This is a genomic window from Streptomyces achromogenes (assembly GCF_030816715.1).
Classification (GTDB): Bacteria; Actinomycetota; Actinomycetes; order Streptomycetales; family Streptomycetaceae; genus Streptomyces; species Streptomyces achromogenes_A.
This window is the reverse complement of sequence record NZ_JAUSYH010000001.1, coordinates 3,208,671-3,226,337: the sequence shown is the minus strand read 5'-3', so window position 1 is coordinate 3,226,337 and position 17,667 is coordinate 3,208,671. Positions and strand designations below refer to the sequence as shown.

Annotated in this window: 15 protein-coding genes and 1 tRNA gene; 11 read left to right on the top strand and 5 right to left on the bottom strand. The window is 72.4% G+C overall.

The features are described 5' to 3' along the window. Positions 1-351 precede the first annotated feature (351 nt). Both QF032_RS14475 and QF032_RS14470 read left to right on the top strand, forming a co-directional pair. Positions 352-732 carry an S-adenosylmethionine decarboxylase family protein gene (locus QF032_RS14475; protein WP_079662176.1) on the top strand — a complete coding sequence of 127 codons (381 nt, stop codon included), beginning with the start codon at positions 352-354 and terminating at the stop codon, positions 730-732. A 29-nt stretch (positions 733-761) separates the two neighbouring features. After that, entirely contained in the window at positions 762-1,541 is a 780-nt protein-coding gene (locus QF032_RS14470) for a 4'-phosphopantetheinyl transferase family protein (RefSeq protein ID WP_307056164.1), read from the top strand. A 256-nt stretch (positions 1,542-1,797) separates the two neighbouring features. On the opposite strand, the gene QF032_RS14465 is transcribed toward QF032_RS14470, so the two are convergent. Continuing rightward, positions 1,798-1,870 (bottom strand) — tRNA-Arg (locus QF032_RS14465). Between the two features lie 320 nt (positions 1,871-2,190). On the opposite strand from QF032_RS14465, the gene QF032_RS14460 reads away from it, so the two are divergent. The 4 genes from QF032_RS14460 (at position 2,191) to QF032_RS14445 (ending at position 8,694) form a co-directional block, all read left to right on the top strand. Then, positions 2,191-3,798 (top strand): dynamin family protein, encoded by a 1,608-nt coding sequence (locus tag QF032_RS14460; RefSeq protein ID WP_307043034.1) that lies wholly within the window; start codon positions 2,191-2,193, stop codon positions 3,796-3,798. Between the two features lie 192 nt (positions 3,799-3,990). Then, complete coding sequence (locus QF032_RS14455; RefSeq protein ID WP_307056163.1) at positions 3,991-6,081, top strand: YfjP family GTPase; 2,091 nt, start codon at positions 3,991-3,993, stop codon at positions 6,079-6,081. A gap of 426 nt (positions 6,082-6,507) precedes the next feature. Then, the gene (locus tag QF032_RS14450; protein ID WP_307043029.1) at positions 6,508-6,990 is read left to right on the top strand and encodes a single-stranded DNA-binding protein; all 483 of its coding nucleotides are present in this window, start codon (positions 6,508-6,510) and stop codon (positions 6,988-6,990) included. A 285-nt stretch (positions 6,991-7,275) separates the two neighbouring features. After that, positions 7,276-8,694 carry a thioester domain-containing protein gene (locus QF032_RS14445; RefSeq protein ID WP_307043026.1) on the top strand — a complete coding sequence of 473 codons (1,419 nt, stop codon included), beginning with the start codon at positions 7,276-7,278 and terminating at the stop codon, positions 8,692-8,694. Here QF032_RS14445 and QF032_RS14440 read toward each other — a convergent pair. Next, positions 8,636-9,364: a class I SAM-dependent methyltransferase gene (locus tag QF032_RS14440; RefSeq protein WP_307056162.1), complete on the bottom strand. Its 729-nt coding sequence runs from the start codon at positions 9,362-9,364 to the stop codon at positions 8,636-8,638. The two genes, QF032_RS14445 and QF032_RS14440, sit on opposite strands and share 59 nt — an antisense overlap. 203 nt (positions 9,365-9,567) lie before the next feature. On the opposite strand from QF032_RS14440, the gene QF032_RS14435 reads away from it, so the two are divergent. From QF032_RS14435 to QF032_RS14420, 4 genes are all read left to right on the top strand, one after another. Further along, positions 9,568-9,789 carry a hypothetical protein gene (locus QF032_RS14435; protein WP_057574844.1) on the top strand — a complete coding sequence of 74 codons (222 nt, stop codon included), beginning with the start codon at positions 9,568-9,570 and terminating at the stop codon, positions 9,787-9,789. 247 nt (positions 9,790-10,036) lie between these two features. Continuing rightward, positions 10,037-11,701: an energy-dependent translational throttle protein EttA gene (gene ettA, locus QF032_RS14430; RefSeq protein WP_307043023.1), complete on the top strand. Its 1,665-nt coding sequence runs from the start codon at positions 10,037-10,039 to the stop codon at positions 11,699-11,701. 6 nt (positions 11,702-11,707) lie between these two features. After that, entirely contained in the window at positions 11,708-12,121 is a 414-nt protein-coding gene (locus QF032_RS14425) for an acyl-CoA thioesterase (protein ID WP_266717795.1), read from the top strand. Then, positions 12,118-12,801, top strand: a complete 684-nt coding sequence (locus QF032_RS14420) for a hypothetical protein (protein ID WP_307043020.1) — start codon at positions 12,118-12,120, stop codon at positions 12,799-12,801. The genes QF032_RS14425 and QF032_RS14420 overlap by 4 nt, the downstream gene beginning before the upstream one ends. Positions 12,802-12,909: 108 nt before the next feature. Here the strand turns inward: QF032_RS14420 and QF032_RS14415 are convergent, their stop codons facing one another. Next, positions 12,910-13,323, bottom strand: coding sequence for a globin (locus tag QF032_RS14415; protein WP_307043018.1), 414 nt, complete (start codon positions 13,321-13,323; stop codon positions 12,910-12,912). 87 nt (positions 13,324-13,410) lie between these two features. On the opposite strand from QF032_RS14415, the gene QF032_RS14410 reads away from it, so the two are divergent. After that, positions 13,411-14,445 (top strand): methyltransferase domain-containing protein, encoded by a 1,035-nt coding sequence (locus tag QF032_RS14410; RefSeq protein ID WP_307056161.1) that lies wholly within the window; start codon positions 13,411-13,413, stop codon positions 14,443-14,445. 18 nt (positions 14,446-14,463) lie between these two features. On the opposite strand, the gene QF032_RS14405 is transcribed toward QF032_RS14410, so the two are convergent. Next, positions 14,464-16,230, bottom strand: a complete 1,767-nt coding sequence (locus QF032_RS14405) for an FHA domain-containing protein (protein ID WP_307056160.1) — start codon at positions 16,228-16,230, stop codon at positions 14,464-14,466. A gap of 66 nt (positions 16,231-16,296) precedes the next feature. Next, the gene (locus QF032_RS14400) at positions 16,297-17,643 is read right to left on the bottom strand and encodes a vWA domain-containing protein (RefSeq protein ID WP_307056159.1); all 1,347 of its coding nucleotides are present in this window, start codon (positions 17,641-17,643) and stop codon (positions 16,297-16,299) included. Positions 17,644-17,667 lie beyond the last annotated feature (24 nt).

The following is a 17,667-nucleotide window of genomic DNA, read 5'->3' as shown; positions in this document are numbered from 1 at the left end:
GCCGGACCCACTCCCGCCCTGTGGAAACAGCGGGGCAACGCGGCACGGAGGGGTTACTGGAGAAATGTTTCCCGAGGTGTTTCGTCAGCGGTGTCGCAGGCTTTTCGAAGAGTTGCCGGACGGGTCGGGTGAATAAATCCGTAACGGCTTCCGAAATTGTCTCCGCAATGGCTTCCGCAATGGCTTGCGCAACGGCCCGGGTGAATTGATGCCGGAATGCCCCGAGTGGCCCCGGACCCCCTTGACAGAGGGCGTGCGGGAGCCGTAGGGCATCCCGGATGCTACGCTGGGGGCCACCGAGCGCCTATGTGAAAGGAGACGGGGGAAGCAGTTCGCCACCCCCGGTTCCCCATGACCAACTCCGCCAACCTCGCCACCGAGGGTATAAACGTCGACGATCTGTGCTCTTATGCGGTCGACGTATGGGTGAGCGATCACAGCATCCTGACCGACGAGGAGCGCCTCCTCCAGGTGCTGCGCACGGCCGCCGAAAAGGGGAACGCAACGGTTCTCGGTGAGGCGTCGCACGTTTTCCCGAACGGTGCCGTCACCGCTATTCTGCTGCTTTCCGCATCGCATCTGAGCATTCACACCTGGCCCGAATTCAGCCTGGCCAACGTGGATCTCCTCGCCTACGGCCGGCTGAACGGCGAGCGGATGATGCAGAGCGTGGAACTCGGCCTCTCCCCGACGCGGATCAACGTCACGCGCATGCTGCGCGCCGTGCACTGACCCGTTCCCATCCCTCCGGTACCGGGCCCGTGATCTCCGTGCAGGTCGCGTGGGCGCGCCTCGGCGACGCCCGCGCGGATCTGCTGACGCTCCTCGATCCCGTGGAGCGCGGCCGTCACGACGAGACCGCCGCCCCGGCCGACCGGGCCCGCTTCCTCGTCGGCTGCGCCCTGAGCCGTGTGCTCCTGGGCGAACTGCTCGGCCTCCCCCCGGCGGACGTGCCGTTGCGGCGTGTCTGTCCCCGCTGCGGTGGACCGCACGGAAAGGTCCGGCTCGACATGCCGGGCGCCCCTGCGCCGTACGACTTCTCGGTGACCCACAGCGGCGCGCTCATCGGCGTGGCGGTGTCCTCGGACGGAGCCGTGGGCCTGGACGTCGAGGACGGCGAGGCGCCTCTCGACGTCGAGGGCGCCGCACGGACCGCACTGTCCGGGACCGAGCTCGCCGCCCTCCACGCCCTGCCCCCCGCCCAGCGCCGCCCGGCCTTCCTGCGCGTCTGGACCAGGAAGGAAGCCGTGCTGAAGGCCCTCGGCATGGGCCTGCGCATGCCGCTGCGCGGCCTGGAGGTCTCGCCGCCCGAAGCGCCCCCGGCCGTGCTCGCCTGGCCGCCCCCGCCGACCGTCCCTCCCGAACGCCACCCGGCCGACCTGCGGATGGCGGACCTGCTCGTCGACGGCGTTCACCCGTCGACGGTGGCGGTGGTAGCACCTGCGACGGGGCCCGGGCCGGGTGGCGCGGTGAGCGGGCCGGGAGACGTACGGGTCGTCCCCCGCGACGGCTCGGCGACGCTCGCCGCCCACGGCTGCTGAACGCCGGTGGAGCGGCCGTCCTACGGGCAGGTCCACGGTCCGCATACGCGCCCGTGGGCGAGCGTGAGGCTCTTCGCCGAGAGCTTCGCCGAGAACTTCGACACGTATTCGGCTGGGCCACCCGCGAGAACCCGGTGACAGCCGGACGGCCCCGGACTCTCCCCGTGATCGTCGGGGAGAGTCCGGGGCTTCGTCGTTCGAGTGAAACATGCTCTGGCCAGCAAAAACGCCCTCCCACGGGGAGGGCGGAGACTTGCGCCCCCGGCAGGACTCGAACCTGCGGCCAAGCGCTTAGAAGGCGCCTGCTCTATCCACTGAGCTACGGGGGCCGGTGTGGTGGCCTCGTACGTGCTGCCCGGGTGTGGGCTGATCCGTGACGTTGCCGGGGACAAGGATAGGGCTCCCGGTTCCTTGTCCCGGTTGCTTCGCCTCCGTGGCTCAATGTGGAGGTTCGGTGAAGCGGTCCCGATAATCGCAGGCAGGTGCGAATCGTGCACCGCTTTTGGCGTCCCCGGCCACGGGTGTTGTGCACTCGTTATGCCTGCGCTGTGCCTCTGTCCCTCTCGCGCCTTCCGTCCCTTGTGTCCTATCGGCGCGCAGACATGCCTATATGCTTCATAAATCCCCTAAAATTGGGCATTCTTCGCGTGTGGTGACCTTGGACGTAAGGCCTCAGCTGCTCGACGCACTCTCCGCCCTGCGCGACCGTGTCGCCGCCGCACGCTTCCCGCTACCCCTGACAGGGGCCCCGCGCGCACGTGCCAACCGCGACGAACTGCTAGCCCAGCTCGACGACTACCTGGTGCCGCGGCTCCGACAACCCGACGCGCCCTTGCTGGCGGTGGTGGGCGGCTCCACCGGCGCCGGCAAGTCGACGCTCGTCAACTCCCTGGTGGGGCGGCGCGTCAGCGAGGCGGGCGTGTTGCGGCCGACGACACGGACCCCGGTGCTCGTATGCCATCCGGAGGACCATCACTGGTTCAGCGGCATGCGGGTGCTGCCCGGCCTCGCCCGCGCGTGGGCCCCTCGCCGGGACTCGGCGGACGACCTGCTGCTCACCGGCGAGGACGGCAGACCCGTGCTGCGGATCGAGACCGCCGACACGCTCCCGCCCGGTCTCGCCCTTCTCGACGCGCCCGACATCGACTCGCTCGTCGCCGACAACCGCGTGCTCGCCGCCGAACTGATCTGCGCCGCCGACATCTGGGTGATGGTCACGACGGCCTCCCGCTACGCCGACGCCGTGCCCTGGCACCTGCTGCGCACCGCCAAGGAGTACGACGTCATGCTCGTGACCGTCCTCGACCGGGTGCCCCACCAGGTCGTCTCCGAGGTGTCCCGGCAGTACGGCGCCCTGCTCACCAAGGCCGGGCTGGGCGAGGTGCCGCGCTTCACGGTGCCCGAACTGCCCGAGTCCGCCTGGGGCGGTGGGCTTCTTCCGGCCACCGCCGTGGCGCAGCTGCGCGCCTGGCTCGTCCACCACGCCCAGGACCCGGCCGCCCGCAACCACGCCCTCGCCCGCACGGCCCACGGCGTTCTCGACTCCCTCAAGGCGCGGATGCCCGAACTGGCCGGCGCCGCCGCCGCGCAGTACGCCGCCGCGCTGCGGCTCACCTCGGCTGTCGAGGGGGCGTACGACAGCGAGTACACGCGCGTGCGGGGTCGTCTGCAGAGCGGCGAGGTCCTCGCCGGCGACGCGCTCAAGCGCTGGCGGGCCTTCCCGCTGGACTGCACCGCCGGTGAACTCCTCGACGCCCTGGTGGAGAGCCTCGCCGCACTGCTGCTGTGCGCGGTCACCGCCGCCGACGAACGCGTCGACGAGGCCTGGCGCCGCGAACCGGCGTCACAGGCCGCGGTGCTGACGGACCGTGACGCCTCCCCGGAGAGCGCCGAGCACCGCATCGGCCTCGCCGTCCGACGCTGGCGGCGCGAGCTGGAGGAGTACGCCGAGGACGAGGTACGCGGCCTGGAGCGGGGTGCCGCGCCCGACCCGGAGTCGGTCGCCGCTCTCGTCGCCACGGCGCTGCTGGGCGGCCGCAGGGCGCGCTCAGCCGGTGAGGGGCTGGCCGAGCGGATCGGCGCGCACGGGGCGCTGCGGTTGCGCGACCGGGGAGGGCGGCTGCTCGCCGAACACCTCGACCGGGTCATGCACGCCGAACGCGAACGCCGACTCGCCCCCCTCGACGGACTCGAGGTCCACCCCGAACCCCAGGCCGAACTCATCGCCGCGCTGTCCGTACTGCAGAAGGAGAGGTGACCGGTGACCGCCGTCACTGACCAGGACCACACGGACCACACGGACCACACGGATCGGACGGATCAGAGGGATCAGAGGGATCAGAGGGATCAGACGGGCCGCGCGGACCAGAGAGGCCACGTGGACCGGGAGGAGAAGGAAGACCCGGGGCACGAGAGCCATCAGGATCCCAGGAGTCGCCAGGAGCATCAGGTGCACCAGAACCCCGTGAGTCCCCAGGCGCGCCGGGAGGACCTGGAACACCAGGAGCACCAAGAACACGAGGAGCAGGAGCACCAGGAACACCAGGAGCGCGAGGGCCGGCGGCGACACCAGGACGACCGCGAAGTCCAGGAGCGCACCGAGAGCGCGGGGCCCAAGGGGGAGAAGCCGGAAGGCGAGGGAGGCCTGTCCGACGACGCGGACGTTTCGACGCAGGAGCCGACCAGCCACGGCGTCGGCCACGCGCACGTAGCCGACGCCGCCGAGGACGCTCTGCCGCGCCCGAACGCCGGCCCGGCCCCGGACCCGTCCCCCCGGGCCCCGTTCGCGCGCACGTCCCGTGCGGACGCCGACGCCGACGAGGAATCGGCCGACGCCTGGGACGACGGTCTCATCGCCCGCCGCGTCAACGAGGCCGAAGCCGAGCAGGCGGCGGCCGACAAGGCGGCCCGGACCGGCGGAGGCGGCGGCGCCCTGCCCTCGACCCCGCTCGTCTACGACGCGCCGCTGCGCTCACGGCTTGAGGCGCTGCGCGAACTCGTCGGGCTCTCCCGCACGCGCCTCGACAGCAGGACACTCGCCCAGGCCGGCCGGGTCCTGGACGAGGCGGCGGCCCGGCGCCGGCACTCCGGGCAGCACACCGTGGTCGCCCTCGCCGGCGCCACCGGCAGCGGCAAGTCACAGCTGTTCAACGCCCTCGCCGGCGTCACGATCTCGGAGACGGGCGTGCGCCGGCCGACCACGTCGTCGCCCATCGTGTGCAGCTGGAGCGACGGCGCGTCGTCCCTCATCGACCGGCTCGGCATCCCGGGCCGGCTGCGCAGACGGCCGGTGCAGAGCGCGGAGGCGGAGGCGCAGCTGCGCGGGCTCGTCCTGATCGACCTGCCCGACCACGACTCGGCGGCCGTGCAGCACCGTGCGCAGGTCGACCGGGTGCTGGCGCTCGTGGACGCCGTCATCTGGGTCGTCGACCCCGAGAAGTACGCCGACGCCGTCCTGCACGAACGGTATCTGCGGCCCATGGCCGGGCACGCGGAGGTCATGTTCGTCGTCCTCAACCAGGTCGACCGGCTGCCGGGCGAGGCCGCCGAGCTGGTCCTCGACGACCTGAGGCGGCTGCTCGACGAGGACGGTGTCGCCCTCGGCGAGTACGGCGAACCGGGCGCCACCGTGCTCGCGCTGTCCGCGCTGACCGGGGACGGCGTCGGTGAACTGCGCGAGGTGCTGGGCCAGTTCGTCGCGGAGCGCGGCGCCGCCGCCCGGCGCATCGCGGCCGACGTGGACGCGGCGGCCTGGCGACTGCGGTCCGTCTACGCCACCGGACGACGCGTCGGGCTGAGCGAGCAGGCGCGGGACGAGTTCGCCGACCGGCTGGCGGACGCGGTGGGCGCCACCGCGGCGGGCGAGGCCGCCGAGCGCGCCTGGCTGCGCAACGCCAACCGCGCGTGCGGGACGCCCTGGCTGCGGCTGTGGCGGTGGCACCAGGACCGGCGCGACCCTCCCACCGGGCGGTTGCCGGTCCGCGCCCAGGCCGACGAGGAGGCCACGGCACGGCAGCGCGTCGAGCAGGCGGTGCGCACCGTGTCCGAACGGGCCTCGGTGGGGCTGCCGACGCCCTGGGCGCAGGCCGTCCGGGAGGCGGCGGTTCGCGGCGCGCAGGGACTGCCCGAGGCGTTGGACGACCTGGCGGCGCGGGCCGGGCTGCCGCCGGGACGACCGCCCCGGCCGGGCTGGTGGCCGGTCGCCGTCCTGGCGCAGGCGTGCATGACGCTCCTGCAGGTCGTCGGCGGACTGTGGCTGGTCGGCCAGATCGTCGGCGTCATGGCCCCCAACCTCGGGGTTCCGGTGCTGTTGATGGTGTCCGGCATCATCGGCGGCCCGCTGGTCGAGTGGAGCTGCCGCATGGCCGCCCGGGGACCGGCGCGGCGGTACGGGCACGACGCGGAACGCCGGCTGCGGGAGGCGGCGGCCGGCTGCGGACGGGCCCGGGTGCTGGACCCCGTGGCCGCGGAGCTGCTGCGCTACCGGGAGGTGCGGGAACAGTACGCACGGGTCACGGGGGCGGTGGCCGGCGCACGGTGAGGTGGCGGGCGGTGGCCGGAGCGCGGTGAAGCGGCGGGCGGTGGCCGGAGCGGGAGAAGCGGCGGACGGTGCGGGCTGTCGTGCGACCAGGACCGCGACGACGCGGTGGTGATCCACAGGGGGTGGGGCCCCGACGCCCGCAGGGCGGAGCGGATCCGCCGGGGGTGATCACGGGGCGCACGGGTGCTGATCACTCGTCCGGGTGGTGGGGTTTTCCACCGGCGAGGGGTCGTCCACAGCGCTCGGCGGGCCCGGTCCGACGGAGGCAGTCTGGCTCCGCGGCGGTCGCGACGGACGCGGTCGCCGCGAACGGCGCTGACGGCACACGGTGAACACCACCGCGGCCGTCGCGGCGGACGCAGCCGTACGGGACGGGCCCGTACGTGTGACCGGGCGGCGCGGCCGTCCGGGCGAGGGAGGGTTCGCATGAACGAGACGATGGTCTGCGCAGTGGGCAACGTGGCGACGCAGCCGGTCTACCGGGACCTGGCGGTGGGCGCGTCGGCGAGGTTCCGGCTGGCGGTGACCTCGCGCTACTGGGACCGGGAGAAGAGCGCCTGGACCGACGGCCACACCAACTTCTTCACCGTCTGGGCCAACCGGCAGCTGGCACAGAACGCGATGGCCTCGCTGAACGTCGGGGACCCGGTGATCGTCCAGGGCAGGCTGAAGGTGCGCACGGAGTCGCGCGAGGGGCAGCAGGGCCGGACCTCGGCGGACCTCGACGCCATGGCGATCGGTCACGACCTCGCACGGGGCACGTCGGCCTTCCGGCGGCAGGGCCGTGCCGAGCCCGCGACGGCGGGCCCGCCGCCACAGCCCGAGCCCGACTGGGAGACGCCGGTCGCCGGTGCGGCGGACGCGAAGCCCGACGAAGCAGGGCGTCGCGAGCCGGCGGCGGTGACCTGAGCGGGCCCCATGATCCGCAGCGAAGTGCGATGGTGACGGTCGGTCAACAGAGAGCTGCGGCATATCGACGCATCTGCACGGCGTAGCGAAGGGGACAAGTCGACATGCCGCGCTCGTGGCCGATCTTGGGGATAACGATTCCGAGTCGGATCGGTGATCCGACGAGATGACCGGTAAGCGCGGTGCGCGGCGTCTCTAGGATGCCGGACGTAGCTCACTGGGGCTTCTGATTCTGCTGGTGGGACCCGCCCCCACATCAACGGGTCCTGCTCGAAGGGGAATTGTGTGATTTCTTCGATCTCCGCGTTGTTCGCGCGCGGGCGGGGCCCGGTCCGTCTCGCGGCGGCGGCCGTGGCGTCCGGCGTCGTCGCCGTCGGCCTGCTCGCCACCGCGGGCACTGCCGCCGCGGCAGAGGTGACGCAGAGTCAGGGCGGGGCCACCGCGACGATCGGCGGTCTCAAGACGTACGGCGCCGCCGTGGTCCACGCCGAGGGCGGGGACCAGGAGGTGTCGGCCGGCCTGTTCGAGATGTCCGTCGAGGGCGGCGGCACCCTGCAGACGTACTGCGTCGACCTCTACAACCCCACGCAGAGGGACGCCAAGTACCACGAGACGCCGTGGAGCGGCACGCTGCTGGCCGCCAACCGGAACGCGGGCCGCATCCGTTGGATCCTGCAGAACTCCTACCCCCAGGTGAACGATCTCGCCTCGCTCGCCGACAAGGCCGGCATCGGCGCGGGCCTCACCGAGCAGGACGCGGCCGCCGGCACCCAGGTGGCCATCTGGCGCTACTCGGACGGCGCGGCGGTGGACGCCGTCGATCCGCAGGCCGAGCGGCTCGCGGACTACCTGCAGAAGGCCGCCCGGGTCGTCGCGGAGCCCACGGCGTCCCTCACCCTCGACGCGCCCGCCGTGTCCGGCCGCCCGGGCGAGCTGCTCGGCCCGGTGACGGTCCACACCGACGCGACGAGCGCGACGGTGACGCCGCCGGTTGACGCCGCGACCAGCGGAGTGCGCATCGTCGGCAAGGACGGCAAGCCGCTCACGGCCGTGTCGGAGGGCAGCCAGCTGTTCTTCGACGTGCCCGCCGACACGGCCGCAGGCTCGGCCGAGCTGACCGTGCAGGCCTCCACCACCGTCCCGGTCGGCCGCGCCTTCACCTCCGACAGCCGCAGCCAGACCCAGATCCTGGCCGGCTCCAGCGAGTCCACGGTGTCGGCGACGGCGAGCGCGACCTGGGCCCTGAAGGGCGCCATACCGGCACTGTCCGCGGCGAAGAACTGCGCGAAGTCCGGCGTCGACATCGCCGCCGCCAACCGGGGCGACGAGGCCTTCACCTTCGAGCTGATGGGGGTGCAGCACACCGTCCCCGCCGGCGGGTCCGGGACGGTGACGATCCCGCTGCAGGAGGACCAGGCCTACGACTTCTCGATCGTCGGGCCCCGGGGTGACCAGAACAGGTTCACCGGCGTCCTGGACTGCCGGACCCAGGCCGACGAGATCGCCGGCCTGACCACCCAGACCCTGAGCGAACCGAGCCCGGCCACGGTGGGCGGTGTCTCCACCGCGGACGACACCGACCTCGCCGCGACGGGCGGCAGCAGTGCCACTCCGCTCATCGCGGGCACGGCCATCGGCCTGGTGGTCATCGGCGGAGCGGCGCTCCTGCTCGTGGGGCGCAAGGAGAACGGCTCGCAGCGCTGACGACTCCGACAGGGCCGACCGCGCTGACGAAGCCGACGGAGCTGACGGAGCCGACGCCGGGCCTCATCGACCCTGCCAACTCGACCGACCCGACCGGCCGATCCGACAGGGTCGGCCGAGCCGGTCGACCGGGTCGGCGGTCTCGGGCTCGGGTCGCCGAGCGCAGCCTGTCGTACCCGAGGAAGGTGAGGACGCGTTCGCCCGGCCGCAACGGCCGGGACCGCCCGCGGACGCGGTGCACGCCCACGGACCGGAACTGCTGCTCGTCGGTGACCCACTCGCGTTCGAAGCCTCGCTCCTCGAACCACCGGCAGATCAGCGGCACCCGGTCCGGGGACTTGCGATTCCTGGTCCAGATCACCCGGCCTCCGGTCGCGCACAGCTGTGTGCACGCGTCGACGGTCCGTTCGATGTCCGGATCCGTGATGTTTCCGAACACTCCGCAGAGCAGCACGATGTCGGCGGGCGCCATCCCGGCGTAGTGATCGAGGAGCGAGGCGTCTGCGGCGACGACCTCGACCTGCGCGAGACCGGCCGACCGGACGGCCTCGCGGGCCGCGTCGACGTTGTGCGGATCAAGCTCCACCAGCCGTGCCCGCACGTCCTCCCGGCGCGGATGACCTGGCAGAACGTCGAGCAGATCGCGTTCCTGCCCCGCGCAGAGGCTCACCACTCCGAGCGGGCCGGGGGGGGAGAATCGTCCAGCGCCAGCCGCACTCGTTCCCGCACCGTCGCCAGCCGCCGGGCAAGCGGCGAATCCGGGGCGTCGTACCGGTCGTGCCACCTGTTCCGGTCCACCCGCGAGACCCTGGAAGACCCCCGACCGAGGACTCCAGCCGATTTCCACCCCGATCCAGGCGCATACTGAAGGCAATGACAAAACCTTCTGCACCGAAGCGTCACTTGCCCACCAGCCCCTTCAAGGCGCCGGCCACCCTCGTGCCCAAGCACTTTGCCGTGGGTGACCAGGTGACACACGACATGTACGGCCTCGGCCGAGTTATCGGCATCGAGGACGGGATCGCCGCGCTCGTGGATTTCGGCTCGGCACAAGAGCGGATCCTGAGCCCCTACGCCAAGATGACCAAGCTCTAGCACCACATGGCACCACACGGCACCACGGGCGGCGTGCCGCGACAGAACACTGCCGCGGCCGCCCGCCGACCACTGGCACCCGCTTGCCGATCAACGGCACCGCCGGCGCCCCGCCTCCGGGACCTCCCCCGGCGAAAACCCCAGATCAAAGCCCCCTGCCCGGACGGGTTTCCCCCGAGGGGTAGCCGTCCGGCAAGATGGGGTGTATCTGCCCACTGCCAGATTTCAAGCTGCCGGACGGTTTCTCTTGGCTGAGTACATCTACACCATGCGCAAGACGCGCAAGGCACACGGCGACAAGGTCATCCTTGACGACGTAACGCTGAGCTTCCTGCCCGGCGCGAAGATCGGTGTGGTCGGGCCGAACGGCGCCGGTAAGTCCACCGTTCTGAAGATCATGGCGGGACTGGAGCAGCCCTCCAACGGTGACGCGTTCCTGTCGCCCGGCTACAGCGTCGGGATGCTGCTGCAGGAGCCGCCGCTCGACGAGTCCAAGACCGTTCTGGAGAACGTGCAGGACGGCGCGGCCGAGATCATGGGCAAGCTCAAGCGCTTCAACGAGGTCGCCGAGCTGATGGCGACGGACTACTCCGACGCGCTGCTGGACGAGATGGGCAAGCTGCAGGAGGACCTCGACCACGCAGGCGCGTGGGACCTGGACACCCAGCTCGAGCAGGCCATGGACGCCCTGGGCTGCCCGCCCGGCGACTGGCCCGTCACCAACCTCTCCGGCGGTGAGCGCCGCCGCGTCGCGCTGTGCAAGCTGCTGCTCGAGGCCCCCGACCTGCTGCTTCTCGACGAGCCCACCAACCACCTGGACGCCGAGTCCGTGCAGTGGCTGGAGCAGCACCTCGCGAAGTACCCCGGCACCGTCGTCGCCGTCACCCACGACCGGTACTTCCTCGACAACGTCGCGGGCTGGATCCTGGAGCTCGACCGCGGCCGGGCCATCGGTTACGAGGGCAACTACTCCACGTACCTGGAGACGAAGCAGAGCCGTCTCAAGGTCGAGGGGCAGAAGGACGCCAAGCGCGCCAAGCGCCTCAAGGAAGAGCTCGAGTGGGTGCGGTCCAACGCCAAGGGGCGTCAGGCCAAGTCCAAGGCGCGTCTCGCCCGGTACGAGGAGATGGCCGCCGAGGCCGACAAGATGCGGAAGCTGGACTTCGAGGAGATCCAGATCCCGCCGGGCCCGCGCCTGGGTTCCATCGTCGTCGAGGTCAACAACCTCTCCAAGGCCTTCGGTGACAAGGTCCTCATCGACGACCTGAGCTTCACGCTCCCGCGCAACGGCATCGTCGGCGTCATCGGCCCGAACGGCGCCGGCAAGACGACCCTCTTCAAGATGATCCAGGGGTTCGAGGAGCCCGACTCCGGATCCATCAAGGTCGGCGACACCGTCAAGATCTCGTACGTCGACCAGAGCCGCGAGAACATCGACCCGAAGAAGTCGCTGTGGGCCGTGGTCTCCGACGAGCTCGACTACATCAACGTCGGGCAGGTGGAGATGCCGTCCCGCGCGTACGTCTCTGCGTTCGGCTTCAAGGGGCCCGACCAGCAGAAGCCGGCCGGTGTGCTCTCCGGCGGTGAGCGCAACCGTCTGAACCTCGCGCTCACCCTCAAGCAGGGCGGCAATCTGCTCCTCCTCGACGAGCCGACCAACGACCTCGACGTGGAGACGCTGTCCTCCCTGGAGAACGCGCTGCTGGAGTTCCCGGGCGCGGCCGTGGTCGTCTCCCACGACCGGTGGTTCCTGGACCGGGTCGCCACCCACATCCTCGCCTACGAGGGTGACTCCAGGTGGTTCTGGTTCGAGGGCAACTTCGAGTCGTACGAGAAGAACAAGATCGAGCGGCTGGGAGCGGACGCCGCGCGTCCGCACCGTGCCACCTACAAGAAGCTGACCCGGGACTGATCGATCTTGCGGCACATCTACCGCTGCCCGCTGCGCTGGGCGGACATGGACGCGTACGGCCACGTCAACAACGTGGTCTTCCTCCGCTACCTGGAGGAAGCCCGTATCGACTTCCTGTTCCGTCCGGAGAAGGACTTCCAGCAGGGGTCCGTGGTGGCGCGCCACGAGATCGACTACAAGCGGCAGCTCGTCCACCGGCACACGCCCGTGGACATCGAGCTGTGGGTCACGAACATCAGGGCGGCGTCCTTCACCATCTCCTACGAGGTGAAGGACGACGACGTCGTCTACGTGCGGGCCTCCACCGTCATCGTGCCGTTCGACTTCGCGACGCAACGGCCGCGCCGGATCACCGCCGAGGAACGCCTCTTCCTCGAGGAGTACCAGGACGACGACGCCGAGAAGGCCGTCGCCGCATGACCGTGCTCCACCTCGCCGACGAGGGGGAGGCCGCGGACCTCGCGGCCTTCCTCTCCCGGCTGCTCCACTACGACCGCGGAGCCGCGGTGCGGCTGCAGGCGGCCGGCACCGCGCTCGCCGTCTTCGGACGGCCGCCGTCCTTCGAGGTGCTCGCGATCCGCGCGGTCCGGCTCGCCAAGCCGTACGAGGACGGCCTCGACGTCACCCTGGACGTGACGGTGTCGGCGGGCGAGCTGCTGGAGTCCGTGGCCGAGAGCGCCGCCACCGCCGGCGTCCCCGCCGCGGTCACCGGGCCGCCGTGGGCCGGCGTGCTGCCGCCGCGCGGCGGGTGGCGCCCCGAGGAGGCGGGCCTGCCCACGCCGGACGCACTGCGGGCGGCGGTCGGTGCGGCCGTCGCCGAATTCCGGTCCCGCACCGAGGGGCTGGCGGCCGAACTGCGGAGCCGGGCCGAACTCGACCGGATCGGACGGGAGATCTGGTCCCGGACGATCGGGGACACCGGGCTTCCCGTGCGGGCCGTGCACGCCGCCCAGTCGCTCGGCTTCCTCCGGCCCGCGGCCGGACCGGGGGACCTGGCGCTGCTCTCGCTCGGCGCGTGGCTGCGGCTGCGCACCCCGTACGGGTCCGTAGCGGTACGGCGCGCGGGACGGCTGGGAATGCTGGACGTCAGCGTGCGCTGACGCCGTGCGACACCGTGGTGCGTGACGTCTCCCACGCCGTCGTGCGCTGATGTGGTCCGACGCCGCCGTGCCTGGCCCCGACGTCCCGTGCGGCGGCACGTCGGGTGTCTAGTCCGGGGTGTTCACCATCGACGCCGCCGCGTACGTCAGGTACTTCCACAGCGTGTGCTCGTGCTCCTCCGACAGGCCGAGCTCGTCCACCGCGTCGCGCATGTGCTTCAGCCACGCGTCGTGCGCCGCCCGGTCCACGGCGAAGGGGGCGTGCCGCATGCGCAGCCGCGGGTGACCGCGCTGCTCGCTGTACGTCGTGGGGCCGCCCCAGTACTGCATGAGGAACAGCGTGAAACGCTCCTCGGCCGGGCCGAGGTCCTCCTCCGGGTACATGGGCCGCAGCAGTGGGTCCTCGGCGACCCCCTGGTAGAAACGGTGGACCAGCCGGCGGAAGGTTTCCTCCCCGCCGACCTGCTCGTAGAAGGTCTGCTCCTGAAGCGTGCCGCGCCGAATCTCTGTCACGCCTCCCATGGTCTCAGACGGCGCGACGGAGGACTCGAGGCTTAGGACCCGTCCCCGATGCTCGCTTCCGGGGGCCGCGCACCGCACAGTGGAGTCATGGGCGCCCACGATCCCGACCCCGCCGGTGCGGCCGGCCTCGCCGCCTCCGCGCGGGCCCTGCTGGTGCGGGAGATCGAGGCGAGCGGAGCGTTCGCCGCCGACCCTCGGTGGCGGGAGGCCTTCGCGACGGTGCCGCGCCATCTCTTCGTGCCGTACTACTACGTCGCCGGGGCCGGCGGCTACGAGCGGCGCTGGGGCGAGAGTCCCGACCGGCGCGTCAGGGAGCGCTGGATGCTTGGCGCGTACGAGGACACCCCGCTGGCCACCCGGCTGCGCGACGGCGTGCTGCTCACGTCGAGCAGCCAGCCCTCGCTGATGGCGCTGATGCTGGCCGAACTGCGGGTCGAGGACGGCGACCGGGTCCTGGAGATCGGCGCGGGCACGGGGTACAACGCGGCGCTGCTGTCGTACCGGCTCGGCGAGGAGAACGTCACCACCGTCGACCTGGACCCGGAGATCACCGAGTCCGCCCGCCGGCATCTCGCGGACGCCGGGTACCGGCCCACCGTCGTCACCGGGGACGGGGCGCGAGGGGTCCCCGAACGCGCCCCCTTCGACCGGATCATCGCGACCTGCACGCTGGCGTCGGTCCCGCGCGCCTGGCTCACCCAGTGCGCCCCCGGGACCCTGATCCTCGCGCCGCTCGCCACCGGGCTGATCGCGCTGACGGTCCGGGACGCCGGACACGCGGAGGGACGCTTCCTGCACACCCCGGCGTACTTCGTGCCGCTGCGTGGGTCGGACCGCCCCGACCCGGAGCCGGTGACCCTCTCGGGGGTGCCCGGCCGGGCCAGGGAGAGCGACCGTTTCCGCTTCCTGCTGACCCTGACCCGGGAGGCCCTCGACCCCCAGGAGGCGTGCTCCCTGTGGGAGCGCGAGGGCATGCCGGGACGGGAGCGCTACGGGGTCACGGTCGGCGACGGCCACGTGTGGGCGTGGCTCGACGATCCGGAGGGACCGTACGCGTGGCCCCTGCCGGGTTCGGCGGGGCCCGACCCGGTCGAGCGCGGCGCCACCCGGCCCGACCTCTAGAACCGCGGTCAGCCGCTGTCAGCCGCGGCGGACGGTGATCGTCGTCCAGGCGCCCACGTGGACCTGGTCGCCGTCCTGCAGGGGCACCGGGACGAACGGCTGGATCGGCTCCTCGGAGCCGTTCACCGTCGTACCGTTCGTCGAGTTCTGGTCGACGACGGCCCAGCTGCCGTCGGGCTGCTGGACCAGCACCGCGTGCTGGTGCGAGACGCCCGGGTCCTCCGGCGGCACCGACAGGTCTATGTCGGGGGTCTCGCCGGTGGAATGGCGGCGGCGGCCGATGGTGATCTGGTTGCCGGTGAGCGTGCGCTGCTGCTCGGGCGAGTACGCGGGCAGGTTCAGGCCCGCGGCCTCGGGACCGGAGCGGTGCATCATCGCCATGAAGTACGAGCGGTCCGGGCCGATGGTCGCCGTCCAGGTCGCCGGCTGCTGCGGGAACGCGGGGTTGGGCGGGGGCGGGGCCTGGGTGGCGCCGGTCTGCGGGTAGCCGTAGCCGCCGCCCTGGGGCGCGCCCTGACTCCTGGGGTCCCCCTGGCCGGGGCTCGTGTGCGACGGCGGGGAGATCACCCAGTCGTCGTCACCGCCGCCGAAGGGCCGGCCGCCGGGCTGCTGCTGCCGGCCGGTCTCCTGCGGGTAGCCGGGCGGGGACGGCGGGCCGGACGGCTGGTAGGCCTGCGGAATTCCAGGGCCTCCGGGGCCCCCGGGACCGCCCTGGCCGCCGTGACCTCCGGGGCCGCCCTGGCCCGGGAAGCCGGGACCTGCCGTGGGCGTGGGGCCGGGAGGGCCCGGCCGTGAGGGCTCGCCGCCGAAGCCTGAGGGACCGCCCTCACCGGGGCGGGCCGGGCCGGGCGGACGGCCGCCGGGGCCGGAGGGCTCACGGCTGAACGGGTCGCCGGACGGGCCGGACGGCTCACGCCCGAAGGGATCGGCGGACTGCCCGCCCCGCTCACGCCGGTAGGGGTCCGAGGGCGGGCCCGAAGGCTGCCCGAAGGGATCGCCCGCCGGGCCGGACGGACGGCCGCCGGGGCCGGAGGGCTCACGGCCGAAGGGGTCGCCGCCCGGAGCGGTCGGGGGACCTCCGAAGGCGCCCGCCGGGGGGCCGCCGGCCGGACCGGAGGCGCCACCGGGTCTGCCCGGAGCACCGGGGCCGCCCTGGCCGCCGGAACCACCGGGTCCACCCGGCTCGCGTCCGAAGGGGCCGCCGGCCTGTCCCGCGGGACCGCCCACGCCGCCGGGACCGCCCTGCCGTCCCGACGGGTCGCCGCCGAAGGGCGGGCCCGGCGGAATCGGTTCCGCGGGACGGTTCACCTGCGACGGACGGGAACCCTGGTACTCGAAGGAATCACCGCCCCCGTAGGACGGCGGCGGCGACTGGAACCGCCCGTCCGGACCCGGTCCACCCGGGCCCGGCCCGCCGGGACCCATGTGACCGGGGCCGCCGGGACCGCCCGGGCCGGGGGCCGGCGTGCGCGGGGCGGCCGGGGTGTACGAGGTCGCCGTGTTGGTGAGGAAGTTCCACCGGCACTCCTCGCAGAACGGCGCGCCGCCCTCCCGGGGCGTGCGGCACTGCGGGCAGAGCTCGGGTTCGTGGCCGGGCCCCGAGGAATGGGGGCGCCCGCCGGGCCGGCCGCCGCCCTGACCGGGCGGGGGCGGCGGGAAGCCGTAGCCGCCGCCCGCGGTGGGCGGTGGGGGCGGGGGCGGAGGTACGGCACCGGCCATGCGGTGACCGCAGACCTCGCACCAGTCGTCGGAACCCGACTGGTGTCCGTTCGGGCAGGTCGGCATGTCGGCGCGTCCCCCTCTCTCCTTCGGTGTCCCAGAAGCCTTCGGTGTCCCAGAAGCTCGTTCAGGTCACTTCTTTACACGAACAGTCTTTGTGGACCGGGTCTCGAGCGTCATCTCGTCGGCGTCCGCGACCTTGGCCTTCAGTCGCACAGTACCCGTCGTGGCATCGACCACGTCCACCACCTTCGCAAGCAGTTTCGCAGTATCCGCGTTCCCCGAGACGCTGGCGAGCTGGACCGCGCGGCCCAGTTTGGCCGTCGCGCCGTCCATATCCCCTGATTTGCGAAGGTCGAGCCCCTGCTGGATGACCTGTGCCAGTTCGGCCTGGCCGGTGTAGTGGGCGACCTGAGGGTTGATCGACGTGGAGGCGGCCATGTCGTCGGTCCAGACGGCCCTCACGAGCCCCTGCGCGCCCAGGTTCCGGACGCTGCCCCCGGCCTCCGGGATGACCAGCGAGACCCGTGCGGCGAGCATCTCCTGGCCGACGTTCGCCGCCGGGACCTCCACGCACACGTGGTAGTCACGGGACTCGTCGCCCCAGGAACCGGTGGGGTAGTCGCCCGCGCGCGGGCCCGCCTCTGTACGGCGTCCGGTCAGCTCCTCGACCGTCGGGGCGACCTGTTTGACGAACCTGACGACGGTGCCGACCGGGGTCCACAGCCGCAGCGCGACGTCCGCGACCTCCTTGCCCATCGCCGTCTCCATCATCTGCGTGAAGTCGGCGGCGAGGCCGGCCGGGTCGGCGACGATGTCGGCGGTGCCGAGCAGGGCGGACGCGATCCCTGTGACTTCTTTCACTTCCCAGTCGGTGCCCACGCCGCGTGCGTCACAGGTGAAACGTCCGGCGCAGTCGTCGAGGGCGGCTCTGAGGTCCTGCGGCGACTCGTGCTCGTTGCGGCCGTCGGTGAGCAGGATGCCGTGCCGGATGGCGACGTCCGCCGTGGACAGCAGCCGGTCGGCCAGTCGCAGCCAGGTGCCGATCGCGGTGCCGCCGCCCGCGCTCAGCCGGCGCAGCGCCTGCTTGGCCTGCTCGCGGGTGGTCGCGTCGGCGGCGGCGAGCCGGCCGCCGCCGGGGTAGACCTCCTTGGCGACGTGCGTGCCGCCGATCACCGAGAAGTGCACCCCGTCGCGCAGGGTGTCGACGGCGGCGGCGGTGGCGTCGCGGGCGTTGCGCATCTTGGTCGGCGGGTAGTCCATCGAGCCGGAGCAGTCCACCATGATCGCCACCGCGGCGGACGGGCCCTGGCTCGGCGAGTAGAGGTGCGGTGCGGCTGCCGCGCTGCCCACCGTGCCGCCGCCGGTGGCGGTGACGGTGACGATGGCGTTGACCTCGCGGCCGCCCTCCGGCAGGTACTCGTTCTGGTAGACGTCCACCGAGAACTGCGGCACGTTCGACTTCGAGAAATTGGCCATGCCTACTCAAATCCCCCTCGGAAA

Excerpts from the sequence above, each read along its gene's own strand:
- QF032_RS14400 (WP_307056159.1), bottom strand. The coding sequence starts at position 17,643 with ATGGCCAATTTCTCGAAGTCGAACGTGCCGCAGTTCTCGGTGGACGTC.
- QF032_RS14410 (WP_307056161.1), top strand. The coding sequence starts at position 13,411 with ATGGGCGCCCACGATCCCGACCCCGCCGGTGCGGCCGGCCTCGCCGCC.
- QF032_RS14450 (WP_307043029.1), top strand. The coding sequence starts at position 6,508 with ATGAACGAGACGATGGTCTGCGCAGTGGGCAACGTGGCGACGCAGCCG.
- QF032_RS14415 (WP_307043018.1), bottom strand. The coding sequence starts at position 13,323 with ATGGGAGGCGTGACAGAGATTCGGCGCGGCACGCTTCAGGAGCAGACC.
- QF032_RS14435 (WP_057574844.1), top strand. The coding sequence starts at position 9,568 with ATGACAAAACCTTCTGCACCGAAGCGTCACTTGCCCACCAGCCCCTTC.
- QF032_RS14405 (WP_307056160.1), bottom strand. The coding sequence starts at position 16,230 with ATGCCGACCTGCCCGAACGGACACCAGTCGGGTTCCGACGACTGGTGC.
- QF032_RS14475 (WP_079662176.1), top strand. The coding sequence starts at position 352 with ATGACCAACTCCGCCAACCTCGCCACCGAGGGTATAAACGTCGACGAT.
- QF032_RS14420 (WP_307043020.1), top strand. The coding sequence starts at position 12,118 with ATGACCGTGCTCCACCTCGCCGACGAGGGGGAGGCCGCGGACCTCGCG.